This window comes from Methanobrevibacter sp. (assembly GCF_045130115.1).
In the GTDB taxonomy this organism is placed as follows: domain Archaea; phylum Methanobacteriota; class Methanobacteria; order Methanobacteriales; family Methanobacteriaceae; genus Methanocatella.
Map to the genome: position 1 here is coordinate 17,529 of NZ_JBGUPC010000065.1, position 13,046 is coordinate 30,574.

17 protein-coding genes are annotated in these 13,046 nt (G+C 35.5%); 11 read left to right on the forward strand and 6 right to left on the reverse strand.

Annotated features, from left to right (window positions below; genetic code table 11):
• Nucleotides 1-18: 18 nt before the first annotated feature.
• Both ACJMML_RS11415 and ACJMML_RS11420 read left to right on the forward strand, forming a co-directional pair.
• Nucleotides 19-1,386 (forward strand): MATE family efflux transporter, encoded by a 1,368-nt coding sequence (locus ACJMML_RS11415; RefSeq protein WP_405307430.1) that lies wholly within the window; start codon nt 19-21, stop codon nt 1,384-1,386.
• Nucleotides 1,387-1,433: 47 nt separating this feature from the next.
• On the forward strand, nt 1,434-2,225 hold the full coding sequence (locus tag ACJMML_RS11420; RefSeq protein WP_405307431.1) for a tetratricopeptide repeat protein: 792 nt from the start codon (nt 1,434-1,436) through the stop codon (nt 2,223-2,225).
• Here ACJMML_RS11420 and ACJMML_RS11425 read toward each other — a convergent pair.
• Both ACJMML_RS11425 and ACJMML_RS11430 read right to left on the reverse strand, forming a co-directional pair.
• The gene (locus tag ACJMML_RS11425) at nt 2,217-4,022 is read right to left on the reverse strand and encodes an ABC transporter ATP-binding protein (protein ID WP_405307432.1); all 1,806 of its coding nucleotides are present in this window, start codon (nt 4,020-4,022) and stop codon (nt 2,217-2,219) included. The genes ACJMML_RS11420 and ACJMML_RS11425 overlap by 9 nt on opposite strands.
• Nucleotides 4,019-5,725, reverse strand: a complete 1,707-nt coding sequence (locus tag ACJMML_RS11430) for an ABC transporter ATP-binding protein (RefSeq protein ID WP_405307433.1) — start codon at nt 5,723-5,725, stop codon at nt 4,019-4,021. The genes ACJMML_RS11425 and ACJMML_RS11430 overlap by 4 nt, the downstream gene beginning before the upstream one ends.
• A gap of 435 nt (nt 5,726-6,160) precedes the next feature.
• On the opposite strand from ACJMML_RS11430, the gene ACJMML_RS11435 reads away from it, so the two are divergent.
• From ACJMML_RS11435 to ACJMML_RS11460, 6 genes are all read left to right on the forward strand, one after another.
• On the forward strand, nt 6,161-7,021 hold the full coding sequence (locus tag ACJMML_RS11435; RefSeq protein ID WP_405307434.1) for a DUF1002 domain-containing protein: 861 nt from the start codon (nt 6,161-6,163) through the stop codon (nt 7,019-7,021).
• Between the two features lie 131 nt (nt 7,022-7,152).
• Nucleotides 7,153-8,010, forward strand: coding sequence for a hypothetical protein (locus ACJMML_RS11440; RefSeq protein ID WP_405307435.1), 858 nt, complete (start codon nt 7,153-7,155; stop codon nt 8,008-8,010).
• 428 nt (nt 8,011-8,438) lie between these two features.
• The gene (locus ACJMML_RS11445; protein WP_405307444.1) at nt 8,439-9,026 is read left to right on the forward strand and encodes an acyltransferase; all 588 of its coding nucleotides are present in this window, start codon (nt 8,439-8,441) and stop codon (nt 9,024-9,026) included.
• An 18-nt stretch (nt 9,027-9,044) separates the two neighbouring features.
• Nucleotides 9,045-9,206, forward strand: coding sequence for a rubredoxin (locus ACJMML_RS11450; RefSeq protein WP_405307436.1), 162 nt, complete (start codon nt 9,045-9,047; stop codon nt 9,204-9,206).
• Nucleotides 9,207-9,266: 60 nt separating this feature from the next.
• Nucleotides 9,267-9,386, forward strand: a complete 120-nt coding sequence (locus tag ACJMML_RS11455; protein ID WP_405307437.1) for a rubredoxin — start codon at nt 9,267-9,269, stop codon at nt 9,384-9,386.
• Between the two features lie 11 nt (nt 9,387-9,397).
• A complete protein-coding gene (locus ACJMML_RS11460; protein ID WP_287412285.1) occupies nt 9,398-9,508 on the forward strand; it encodes a rubredoxin-like domain-containing protein in 111 nt (36 codons plus the stop codon).
• A gap of 12 nt (nt 9,509-9,520) precedes the next feature.
• On the opposite strand, the gene ACJMML_RS11465 is transcribed toward ACJMML_RS11460, so the two are convergent.
• The gene (locus tag ACJMML_RS11465; protein WP_405307438.1) at nt 9,521-10,120 is read right to left on the reverse strand and encodes a YigZ family protein; all 600 of its coding nucleotides are present in this window, start codon (nt 10,118-10,120) and stop codon (nt 9,521-9,523) included.
• 69 nt (nt 10,121-10,189) lie between these two features.
• Here ACJMML_RS11465 and ACJMML_RS11470 point away from each other — a divergent pair, with 69 nt between their 5' ends.
• Entirely contained in the window at nt 10,190-10,600 is a 411-nt protein-coding gene (locus ACJMML_RS11470) for a hypothetical protein (RefSeq protein ID WP_405307439.1), read from the forward strand.
• A 21-nt stretch (nt 10,601-10,621) separates the two neighbouring features.
• Here ACJMML_RS11470 and arfB read toward each other — a convergent pair whose 3' ends face one another.
• From arfB to ACJMML_RS11485, 3 genes are read right to left on the reverse strand one after another with little or no spacing between them, the layout of a single operon-like run.
• Nucleotides 10,622-11,314 carry a 2-amino-5-formylamino-6-ribosylaminopyrimidin-4(3H)-one 5'-monophosphate deformylase gene (arfB, locus tag ACJMML_RS11475; protein ID WP_405307440.1) on the reverse strand — a complete coding sequence of 231 codons (693 nt, stop codon included), beginning with the start codon at nt 11,312-11,314 and terminating at the stop codon, nt 10,622-10,624.
• A 9-nt stretch (nt 11,315-11,323) separates the two neighbouring features.
• Complete coding sequence (locus ACJMML_RS11480) at nt 11,324-11,806, reverse strand: RNA-binding protein (RefSeq protein ID WP_405307441.1); 483 nt, start codon at nt 11,804-11,806, stop codon at nt 11,324-11,326.
• A 53-nt stretch (nt 11,807-11,859) separates the two neighbouring features.
• A complete protein-coding gene (locus tag ACJMML_RS11485; RefSeq protein WP_405307442.1) occupies nt 11,860-12,351 on the reverse strand; it encodes a type II toxin-antitoxin system antitoxin SocA domain-containing protein in 492 nt (163 codons plus the stop codon).
• A gap of 291 nt (nt 12,352-12,642) precedes the next feature.
• Between ACJMML_RS11485 and ACJMML_RS11490 the strand changes: the two genes are divergently transcribed.
• Nucleotides 12,643-12,873 carry an LSm family protein gene (locus ACJMML_RS11490; protein ID WP_292884787.1) on the forward strand — a complete coding sequence of 77 codons (231 nt, stop codon included), beginning with the start codon at nt 12,643-12,645 and terminating at the stop codon, nt 12,871-12,873.
• Nucleotides 12,874-12,930: 57 nt separating this feature from the next.
• On the forward strand, nt 12,931-13,046 hold a 116-nt coding region (locus ACJMML_RS11495; protein ID WP_405307445.1), incomplete at its 3' end, for a 50S ribosomal protein L37e.

The following is a 13,046-nucleotide window of genomic DNA, read 5'->3' on the forward strand; positions in this document are numbered from 1 at the left end:
TTCATATACTTATAATCAATGCAGGCCAATGACAATATTGAATCAATTACTGGAAATCCTCGAAGTGCCATTAACAAATTGGCTTTTCCAACAATATTTTCACTTCTTTTAATGTTTTTAAACAATTTGATTGATAGCTTTTGGGTTGCAGGCATTAATGCCAATGCCCTTGCCGCTTTAGGTTTTATTTCACCGCTTTATCTGGTGATAATCGGTATTGGAAGTGGCATAGGGGCAGGTGCCAATTCCCTGATTTCAAGATATGTCGGTGCTCAAAGAATTAATGATGCAAATAATGCAGTTATGCACTCGATAATTATAACACTTGTCGTTTCACTCATTGTTTTAATGATAGGCATTTTCTTTTTAGATGATTTGATAATATTGTTGGGTGCTGGTGGTGTTAGCACATATTGCCTAAGTTATGGCCAAATCATATTTTTGCTGAATATTGTCTTTTTGGCACCCAATGTGGTTTCAAGCATCTTCAGGGCGGAAGGTGATGTGGCACGTGCGACAAACCCTCTGATTTTGACGGCTGTTCTTAACATTATTCTTGATCCCATTCTCATATACGGATTGGATTTGGGCATATTCGGAGCGGGGCTTGCTACAGTGGTGGCATCGTTTTTGGGATTTCTTTGTATGCTATACTGGATTTTGGTTAAAAGGGACACATTTTTTGAGTTCAAATCATCTAATTACAGGCGCAGATTAAATGTGTATAAGGAAATATTGGTCGTGTCTCTTCCTGCATCGACAGAAGAAATCATTTTTGCTCTTGTGGCAATTATTCTTAATTATTTAATCATGCTGACAGCAGGAGTTGAGGAAGTGGCTGCATTCACCATAGCGTGGAGATTCATAACGATTGCATTCATTCCATGTATGGCAATAGGGATTGCAACGATAACTGTTTCCGGAATAGCATATGGTGCGAACAATTGGGAAAATTTCAATGAAACAATCAAATACTCCACATTGCTGAGTTTGGCAATTACCCTTGCAATCTGTGCGATGTTTTTCATATTTGCCTATCCCCTTTGCGGATTGTTCAACTTTCAGGCAGGAAATTTGGCTTTGGTTAACCGTTCAGCGGAGATACTGCAGTTGTTGGTATTTTACAATTGCCTAATATCATTTGGAGCAACTGCCGCTTATACTTATCAGGGTGTAGGTTCAGGATTTAAGTCTTTGGGGCTGACAATATTAAGGGAATTGATATTAAGTATGGCATTTGCTTATTTGATGGGAATAACATTCTCTATGGGAGTATTTGGAGTCTATCTGGGGGCAATAATTGGAATGAACTTAGGTTCAATTATTGGATTTGCTTTTATTTGGATATTCAATCTCAAATTTAAAAAAAGGGTTTTTTCTAAATAACATATATTTTTATACTATTTTTTCAATATCATATCATAGTGATTAAAATGTCTAAAGATTGGGAAGATATTAACGTCAACAGACGCAACAATGATAAGGTTGTTTTTGAATCTCAATTTGTTCAGTCAATATATGACGGAATCGGATTTTTAAAGGATCAAACAACTGAAATATTAAAGGAAATCGATTCAACTGAATTCAAGCAAAACATTGATGAGATGGATGTTCAACAATTCGGTGAAACCGCATTTAATCATTTTTCAGATTTTGCTGATGATTTATCCAAATTTAAGGATAATGTCATCAATAAAGATGAGGTTCCGGATTTCATTAAGGATCCTGCTCGTGAAGCAAAGATTGCATTGAACAGGGATGTGGATTACATCAGAACCGCAAAAAGGAAACTTGACAATATGGAATCTGATGAATTGGCTGATGCTCAAGAGGAAAATCTTCGTGTTGTTCAGCTATGCGACAAATCAATTGATTTGAACGATAAGAATCCTGAAGCATACTACGTAAAAGGATTGGCATTGACTAACCTGGAAATGTATGATGAAGCTATTGAAGAGTTCATCAACTCTTTGGCTTTGGAAGATAATGTCGAATCAAAACTTGCCATTGCAAATGTAAATAGGTTAAATAAGGATTTCAATGATGCAATCAATGTGTATGATTCAGTTTCAGATGAGGTTCCATTCGAAGCCTTAAAGGGAAAGGCATATGTCTATTATGATTGGCAGAAATATGGTCAGGCCAGTAAGGCCTTCAGTGAGGCAAACGATATTGAAGCTTTGGATGAAGAATCCAAAAAGATCTGGGATGAATGCTCAGCATAGGTTCTCTTTCAATTGAGCATTTAAAGTATTGTAATAATATCCTTTGAGGGCAAGAAGCTCTTCATGAGTTCCTTGCTCAATTATTTCACCATTTTCAATCACGATAATTCTGTCTGCATTTCTTATTGTTGACAGCCTGTGTGCTATGATAAAACTAGTTTTTCCTTCCATCAGTTTGTCCATTGCCTTTTGAATTAGCTTTTCAGTTCTAGTATCGACGCTGGATGTTGCCTCGTCCAAAATCAAGATCTCTTTTTTAGAAAGTATTGTTCTTGCTATCGTAAGCAGCTGTTTTTGGCCATGGGAAATGTTGTCAGTGTCTTCGTTTAAAACGCTTTCATAACCATCGCCTGACTGCCTTATGAAATTATCCGCATAAACCTGGCGGGCCGCATCAATTACTTCACTATCCTCTGCATCCAGATTGCCATAGCGGATATTGCTGGAAATGGTATCTGAAAACAGCCAGGAATCCTGCAGGACCATTCCAATCAGAGACCTTAGGCTATTTTTGTCGTATTCCTCAATGTCCGTACCGTCGATTTTTATGGAACCTGAATCAATATCATAGAATCTCATGAGCAGTTTGACTATTGTTGTTTTTCCAGCTCCGGTTTCGCCGATGATTGCTATTTTCTGGCCTTTTTTAACTTTGAATGATAGGTTTTTAATTATCTTTTCATTAGGTGTGTATCCAAAGTTGACATCTTCAAATTCAATTCCCTCTTTGATTTCAGTGATTGATTTGTCTGATGCATTTTCCTCATCTTCATATTCAAGGAATTCAAAGATACGTTCGCTTGCAGCCATTGCAGTCTGAATCTGGTTCATGACTCTTGTAATCTGCTGTATAGGTCTGTTGAAGCTTTGGGTATATTGGAAAAATGCCAGGATGTCTCCAACTGCTATTGCCTTTTGAAGGACAAAGACTGCACCCATAACCGCAACCACCACATAGGTGAAATTTGAGATGAAGTTCATTAAAGGTCCGTTCAGGCTTGAATAGAACTGTGATTTCCATTCATGGCCAAACCAGTTTTCATTGTCTTCTTCAAATTTCTCCATGGAAATCTCCTCCTGGTTGAATGCACGGATTATGTCGTGGCCTGTGAATGTCTCTTCAATCTGAGCGTTAAGTGAACCTTTAAAGACCAGTTGCTTTAGGAAGTATTTTTGGGAGTATCTTGTCATGGCCCTGATTAGTAAAAATGCAATAGGGACAAGAATAACGGTTGCCAATGTCATCCAAATGTTGATTGTCAGCATCATTATGAATACTCCGATAAGGGTGATCACTGCTGTTGTCAGCTGTATGAATGACTGTGTAATGCCGTGTTGAAGGGAATCGACATCATTGGTAACTCTTGAAAGGATATCTCCTCTTTTGTTTTCCTCAACCTTATCCATAGGCAGATGAAGAATCTTATCTATCATCCTTTCCCTTAAGTCATAGCTGATTTTGGTGGATACCTTCACCAGAAGGAAGCTCTGAAGATATGAGAAAACGGAGCTGATGACGTATAGGATAACCACAATTGTCAATAGATGGAATAGTGTATCGAAATCGATTGAGCCGGTATGGTGGATAAGATTGTTTATTCCATTGAAAATTGTTGTGGTTGCCTGGCCTATAAGCAATGGCGCAATAATCGTGAACACGGTGGAAATGACTGCACATATCACAGTCAGTATTAATCTGAGCTTATGGTCTTTAAGAAGTCCTAAAATATTTTTAATCGCTCTTTTATTGTCGACAGGTTTTTCAGGGGGTTTTCTTCTCAGAGGTCTTGGACTCATGATAACGCCTCCATGCTGTCGATTTGTATATTGACGATTTCCCTGTAGATTTCACAGCTTTCAATTAGTTTGTCATGATTTCCCCTATCGACAATCTCCCCATTGTCTATTACAAGTATTTCATCGGCATCCATGATTGTTGAAATCCTTTGGGATACGATTAATATTGATGAATCCTTTAGAGTTTTCAGGTTCTCTTTTATCCTGCGCTCGGTATTCATGTCAAGTGCTGAAAAGCAGTCGTCAAACAAATAAAAATCATGAGAGCCTATAATTGCTCTGGCTATTGATAAACGTTGTTTTTGTCCTCCTGAAAAGTTTGACCCACCCTGTGTAACCTCTTCGGCGAGGTCTTCAACGAAATCGACCTGAGCAAGTTCCAGTGCCTTTTCAATTTCCTCATCGCTTGCATCGCTTTTACCGATTTTCATATTGGATTTCACATCCCCTTGGAATAGAATCGCCTTTTGAGGAGTGAATGAAATCTTGTCCCTCAATGATTTTAAATTGAAATTTTTAATATTTTTGCCATCAATTAGGATTTCGCCAGAGCTTGGATCCTGAAGGCGGGGAATCAGGTTAAGGATTGTGGATTTTCCGCTGCCTGTTCCTCCGATGATTGCGGTGGTCTTTCCAGGCTTCAACGTAAAATTAATCTCCTTTAATGTTTCCTTTTCGCTTCCGGGATATTTGTATGAAACGTTTCTGAATTCAATTGTAGGATTGGAGGATATTTCATTTAAACCTCCATCGGTGATTGTGATTTCAGTGTTTAGAACTTCACTTACACGCCTTCCTGAAACAAGGATTCTTGGCAGGATTATCATGAATGCTCCAATCATTAAAAATGAGGTCACGATTTGTGTTGAATATTGGATGAATGCGATAATGTCTCCTGTCAGCACGCCTCCGTTCAATGCGTCATATGCGCCGTAATAGAGTATTAAAACAACCATCAGATTCATAATCAGTGTCATTAAAGGAATCATTATTAATAGGGTTTTGAACACATAGATGTTGACATCGTAAAATTCCTGGTTGATCTTTTGGAATTTGTCCGCTTCGAAATCCTGTCTTACAAATGCTTTAATGACTGGTATTCCAATTAGGATTTCCCTTGTGGTCTTGTTTATTCTGTCGATTATTTCCTGTGTAATCTTGAAGTAAGGAAGTACTTTGACTGTAACGATTATTAAAAGCAGTGCCACTGCAATGAAATTCACCAGTATAATCCATGACAGGTTTGTCTGAAGTTCAAAGACCTTTATTATGCTTCCGATTCCAAGCAAAGGTGCAAAGATAAGTGTCATGAATATCATTCCCAAAACACTTTGAAGCTGGTTTATGTCATTTGTGGACCGTGTAATTAATGAAGAGCGTGAAATTTCATTCAGTTCATGATTTGAGAATTTCAAAACCTTTTCGTAAATGACTTTCCTCAAATCCTTTGCATAGCCTGAAGCCACTCTGCTTGAAAAATAGGACACTCCGACAGTTGCAAGGGCAGAAATCGCTACCATCAAAAGCATCATAAGTCCTGTATCTATGATAAACTGGAAATTGGTATTTTGAATGCCGACGTTTACAATGTCTGCTGTGTACTGGGGCAATGTTAGGTCGCAATAAACCTGTATAAGTAGGAAGATGAAAATAAAAACTATCTGAGGTATTTTGTTTTTCATCGGTTTTAGTAGTTTCTTCATGATTGTCCTAAATATATTTATTTCATTTAATTATTAAAATTATAGATTTTTAAGGGGATATTTGGTGTGAACCAACATTTTGGGTAAATGAAGCGCACAAATTGATGATGATGCTTTCAGATGATTTAAGTTCCGGCAGAATTGAAAGATATTGATTGCTTTTTGCATTTTTTCATCAATTGTTTGCATATAATGCTTTTTGGGAATCCAATTTGATTTCGGCAAAAAAATTTTAAACCCCATTTTTCCATATTTTTTCAATATTCATTTTTTAAGATATTTTAATTGAACAATTTTTAGAATATTTAATTGTTGCATTGTTTATTTTTTACATATTTTTTTATATATAAAATTCATTAAATAATTTTCAAAAAACTGCAACATTTATATACTAGTTCGCCTAACTTATGATAGGAATTCAGTGAGGTGAAAATAATGAAAAGAATTACTATACCAATATTAGCTTTAATCCTTTTGGGCATGTTAATCCCAACCGGATTTGCGACCGATTCCAATCTTGTAATAACATATGGTGAAAGTACTTATGCAAACAATGATTATAAATCAGTTGTTGATGCATTCTTTGTAAATCAAGCAAATGTTGATTTGAATAATGTTGAATCAAAAGTAATCACTGCTGATCAAGTTAACCAAGTATCTAGTGGCATTACAGGCAAATCTTACTCATCAGATCAAATATTTTCCTCAGCATTCCTGGATTTGAATGACAATGATAATCTGGAGGTCAGTGTGGACAAATCAAAGATTACCACAATTACCGGTAATATGTACATTTCCGCATTGAAATCTGCTGGTATCACCAGTGGACATGTTTATGTGACAAGTCCAATGGCAGCTACCGGGGAATCTGCTCTTGCAGGAATAATGAATGCTTATGAGGAAGCTACTAATGTTGAAATTCCAGAAACTGTAAAAGAAGCAGCAAACGATGAAATCTACACTCAAGCTGAAATTGTGGAAAATTCAGGTGTAGATGCAGAAAAGTTATCACAATTGGTTGATGACGTAAAACAAGAGGTATCCGGAGATAATGTAACAGATCATGATACAATTGTGAATATCATTAACAATTATGTCCAAACCAACAATATCAACATTACAAACTCCGATATTGAAAACTTGGCGGACACTATTGAACAAGTGCAAAATGTTCAAGGTGATGTAAACTACTACAAAGACCAAGTTAGCGGTCTTTTGAATGATGGCAATTCAACTGGTGGATTTTCCCTTGATGCATTATTTGACTGGATTAAAACATTCACTAATGGGAGTTAATTCCCATTAACTATTTTTTTTTATTAAATTTTTTTTGAATCATTTATATATTATAAATTGTAAAGTTAATATTACAGAGGTGGTAAATATTGTTTTCTCTTAAAAATATTTTTAAAATCTCGATAATATTAATGATTCTCTTAATTGCTGTTGGATTTACTTATGCAGCAAATGATTCTCCGTCCGAATTAATTGATAATTCTGATGATTTTGAATTGGATGATGATTTGGATGATGGCGATGATTCCAATGATGGTTCTGATGATGAATTAGATGATGAATTAGATGATGAATTAGATGATGAATTGGATGATGATTTGGATGATGATTTGGATGATGAGGAGGATGGTTCTGATGATGATTGGGACGATGATGAGGAGTATAATGAATCCGATTACACAGATTTTGAGTTTCTGGAATCTAAAATCATTTTCTATTTGGAAAAATATGGAAATTGCACAGATGAAAATTGGACAGAATCTGAAAGTTTCCTTAATGAATATCAGATATATCTTGCAGATCCATCAAATTACACTTTAAATGAAAGTTCAGAAGGTTACAAAACCTACCTTAAAATCTTCGATTCAATCACATCAACATTTGGGGATTATAATCTATCAGATAATGAAACCGCATACCTAAAATTCCTAATAATATACTACTTAAATCATTATGGAAATGTGAGTGCAAATTACACATGGGATGAAAACGAAAGCTTTTCAAATTTTGAACCTTTGTATCTTTTTAAGGCACTTTCCTTTTATGCAAAAGGCTCAGCAGCATCTGGTATCGGATTTAACTGGTATTCCAATTTGCATGACGAGTTTTATGTTCCATTGAACAATTCGGATGATGTTAATCAAACGGCGAGTGGTAATCAAACTGCAGTGGACAATCAGGCTGTTGTGGAAGCGCAAACTTCGGATTATGGCATTGCGGCTATTATACTGATACTGATCCTTGCGTTTGCAATTTTGATTATGGTTTAATGTTGTAGGTTTCTTTTGGAAATTTACAATTTCTTTTTTTTTAAATTTTTTTTAGATGATTTTCAAAGATTTTTTCAAAATTATAAAAATTGAACCGCTTAATATATATACTAATGAATTACATAAATAAACTCATTAACAAATTAAATTTAATTGAATGAAGGTTTGATAATATGGTTAGGTTTTCACAAACTCTTGATGATGCACAATCAAGAAATCAAAAAAAATACTATTCCCGACAGGGGCAAAGACAGTATTATGAAGAGCGCGCTGCTGATTCTAGAACTATTGATGATATTGTCTATAGTCAGTTTCCTAGACCAAAGCAGGTAAACAGATCAGTTTCCAGAGATAAAGGATATGTTGAACCAGAAGCATATGAACCAATTAACGTACTTCATGAACAACCTCAAATTGAAAGAGAATCTATCCAACCAGATTATTCCAAACCAGAATTGACCTTCCCTGCTGATCAGAACATTCAATTTGGAGTTGAATACTCTCCAAATTCAAAACCTCCAGTTATTGGTAATAACTACACAATCCGTTCAAATTCAATCATCTATAATGATGTTGTAATTGGAGATAATTTCAGAACAGGACACAATGTGGTAATTCGTGAAAATACCAATATCGGTGATGATGTACTGATCGGAACCAATACTGTCATTGAGGGAGATGTTATTATTGGAAATGATGTCAGCATTCAGTCTAATGTGTACATTCCAACCAATTCTGTAATTGAGGACAATGTTTTCATCGGACCTTGCGCTTGTTTTACCAATGATAAGTATCCTGTAAGAATAAATTATGAACTTCAAGGACCTAAAGTAAGACGTGGAGCTTCAATTGGGGGAAATACCACTTTCTTATCCAATGTTGAAGTTGGAGAAGGTTCAATCGTGGCTGCTGGAGCTATTGTAATACATTCTGTTCCACCATTCTATCTGGCTATCGGAACACCTGCACGTATAAAACCGCTTCCAGACCATCTTAAAGTTCCTAATAGATTTTAGGTTTAAAGGAGATTAATTATGGCTAAATACAAATGTAAGATTTGCGGATATATTTTTGATGAAGATGACATTGAAGAGGGATTAAATATTCCCTCAGGAACTAAATTTGATGATTTGCCGACTTCATTCAAATGTCCCAAATGCAGAATGGCAAAGTCAATGTTTGAAAAAATAGATTAATTTTATATATTAATAGTTTACATAATATATTTATTAACAAATTTAAGGAGATTGTTATTCATGGCAAAGTTTAAATGCAAATTATGTGGATTTGTCACTGACGAGTTTGATGAACTTCCAGAAGACTTTAAATGTCCAATGTGTGGCGCAACTGCTGACATGTTTGAAAAAATCGATTAGGATTGATTCAAATGGCTTATGTATGTAAAGTCTGTGGTTTCGTCTTAGAAGAAGATGAATTACCAGAAGATTACGTATGCCCAGTATGTGGCGTACCCGCAGCAAATTTCGAAGAACAATAGGTTCTTCATTTTTTAAATTTTTTCTAAAAACTGTTTATTTTTAAAATTAACACTTATTTTATTAGAGTATTTTCCAAATATTTTTTCTATATCCCGATTGTCTTTTGACACTACCTGATAGTGTACCTTATCTGAATACTCTTTATCGATGGCTTCAAGGGAATTGTTTCTGACTTCACTGTCAACTATTTTGATGTCAGAATATTCAAAAATAAGTTCATAAACATCATATTCTTCAATTTCAACGATGTCTGCTTGGCCAACGGCTTCCATGACTGATTTGGAATATGCACGAACAAGTCCTCCGGCACCAAGTTTGATTCCGCCAAAATATCTTGTAACGACTGCAGTCACATTATGAAGCTCATTTTTCCTTAAAACATTAATCATTGGCTTTCCTGCGGTTCCGCCCGGCTCCCCATCATCATCAAAGCCTTCTCCGTCACCAACAATATAAGCAGTGCAGTTATGGGTTGCATCGCTGTACTTCCGGTTTAGTTCCTGAATGATCTCTTTGGATTCCTTCTTGTTTTTTGTCGGGTAGAGTGCACAGATGAACTGGGATTTCTTAATGTTGATTTCGCTTTGCACAGGTTTTTTAATAGTCTTCATAATATCCAATATATTTATATATCTCATCAAACATATTAACTTTAATAAATTTAGTAAAAGGTGTTAATTGTGTCAAGTAGATCTGCTACAGTTTTAGTAATTTTTATAGTTGCTGTTCTTGCATTCTGTTTCGCAAGCGTATTTGCATCTATGACTGGTCCAATTTCAATTTTACCAAATGAAAGTGAATCTGGAGGAATACTGGATAACCTTTCAGCAATCACTGATGATAATTCAAACGATAATAGCTATGATTATCAGGATTACAATTATTATTCTGAAGATGACAGCTCCGATAATCAAGTTGAAACAACAACTGATGATTCGTCAAGCAATTCGGATTCACATCAAAGTAGTTCCGATTCTAGTTCATCTGAATCCAGTTCTGACAGTAGTTCAGAAGTTGAAACCACAACAGATGATTCTCATTCTGATAGTGGTAGTGGTAGTAGTTCAAAAGTTGAAACTACAACTGGATAACTTCTTTTCTTTCTTTTTTTTTTAAAAATCTAATAATTTTTCAACGTCAAATATTACTGCATTGATTGCCAGATTGAATAATCTGTGGCCGTATTCCTCATCAATATAAACGCCATTTTCTTCAACGTCTTTTGCACCTTCTTCAATGTTAGGATCATCCCTGCGTGCCTGTTTGAATCCGTGCAGACCAACTTCTTCATATTCGTCAACGTTTGCCTGGTTTTCAAGTTCTTCCTCATTAACTATGCCTAAAACCTTTGCCATTGACAGTTCGCCGCTGCCTCCGTGAGGACCTTCTGATGAGATTACCTTGTTGTTGAATGTAATGGCAAGGCCGGTTTTGTCTTCAATGTCCCATAGTTCAGCCACCAAGGGGATGTTTCCTCCGTGTGCATTGACAATGACCACTTTTTCAATATCTAGGAATTTTTTGGCCTGGTTTAATGTATTGATGACATTTTCCTTCAATTCATCAAGGGAAACATGGACTCCATGGTCAATTGTGTCCAGTTCATAAGCGGGAAATATTATTCCTAAAAATTTGGCTCCGGTTAAGAGGGCTGACTGAAATGCGATGTGCGCTCCGATTTTGGCATCGGTGTCTATTGGCAATGCAGGACCATGATTTTCAAGGTGGGATCCCAGGGCGATTATTCCGATTTTATGAACTCCAGGGTCTCTGATGTTTCCTGCTCTGTATCTTAGCTCTGCCATGTCATCACCCTATATTTCAAAGTTCCAGATGTCGTCTCCGACATAGTGTTTGGTTTCGACAGCTTTACCTGAATCATTTGCAACCATTTCTTCACCAGTAATTAGGCTCACTCCAATGGCCAATGGTTTTCCATGGGTTTCATCAATGATTAGAACGATGTCACCAGGTTCAACGCCTTCTGAAGCATCAACGATTCCAGGACTCATGATATCTGCACCATTGCTCACAAATCTGATGGCTCCCATATCTACGGTAACGGTTTTTGCATCAATCTGGTTGGCAAGCGCTGCCTTAAGTGTTGGGAATGGTTTATCATCAATAATTATAATGTAAGGTTCTCCATCTACCAAAATAAATGAATTAGGTTCAGCTTCAAGTATCTCAACATTCTTTTTTCCTTGAAGTAAATCTCCATATTCTCCCAATTCGGCTTTTATTTCTTTAATTTTCTTTTTTTTCAAGAAATTTCTTTTTTTAACTTTAATTACCATGATATCCCAATATTATTTTGTTAAATAATATTTGTCATTCAAAATTAATATACTTATTTGTCAATTAGGGAATATTCATTATCCCTTGAAAAGACATGTCTGAAATCTATTTCATCACCGAACTCAGCAATGCTGATTGGAGGGTCCTTTTTTGCATATTTTGTTATTGTAGTTGCATTCTCATCACTTAATTTGTTGATTGCATTATTGATTATTTCCAGTTCCCTTCGGCTGAATTTGAGGTTGGGAATTACCGTTAAATAGTACTTGTATATTGTTCTGTTGTAGTAGGGCTCTTTTCTGAAGAACAATTGCTTTTTTGATATCAGCTCTTCGCTGATTTCCCTAAAGTGTGTTGGTCTTATGCCTCTTTTTGATTTGATATATGTTTCATTTGTCATAAGCTTGCCGTAAAGCTCATAATGGTTGAAATCAATGAAATACAGTATGCTGCAGAGTACGGTCTTTCCAAAATTGGGCTTTTGATGGCATTGGGATAATATGTACATGATCAGGTCGATATATTTTTCACGATTGAATCTCATTGATATCACGGTGATGGTTGGGTGGAAATATTTTTGTATGAGATTCAATTTAAATAAAGTGTGAGAGCATTTGAAAAGTAATCTTGTTTAATATTGACATTGAGGATAGTTTTTTCTTATTTTTTGCCCAAAATAAGGTAACCTTTATATAGTAGGTTATCTATAATTAATAGTATTAGTTTTAATTAGGTTTTGTCTTATCTTAACTTGATTATATTATGTCTAATAATGAGTATTATTTACTCAATTCATATTAAAAAACTAAAATTTGTAATAATATAAGGTGATATAATGAGCGGACAAAATGTTCAAAGACCACTTGACGCATTAGGAAAATCTGTGGATGCTCCTGTTTTATTAAAACTCAAAGGAGATCGTGAATTTAGAGGTATACTTAAGAGCTTTGATTTACACATGAATTTGGTTCTTAATGATGCAGAAGAGTTACAAGACGGAGAAGTAACAAGAAAACTCGGTGTTGTGCTCATTAGAGGAGACAATATTGTTTATATTTCACCATAAGTATTATTCAATACTTTTCTAGATTATATTTTTACGATAGCTTAAGGAGGTGTATCGATGTCAAAGGGAACTCCATCAATGGGTAAAAAGAATAAAAAGACCCATATCAGATGTAGAAGATGTGGTAAAAACACTTACCATGTACGTAAAAAAGTCTGTGCTTCTTGTGGATT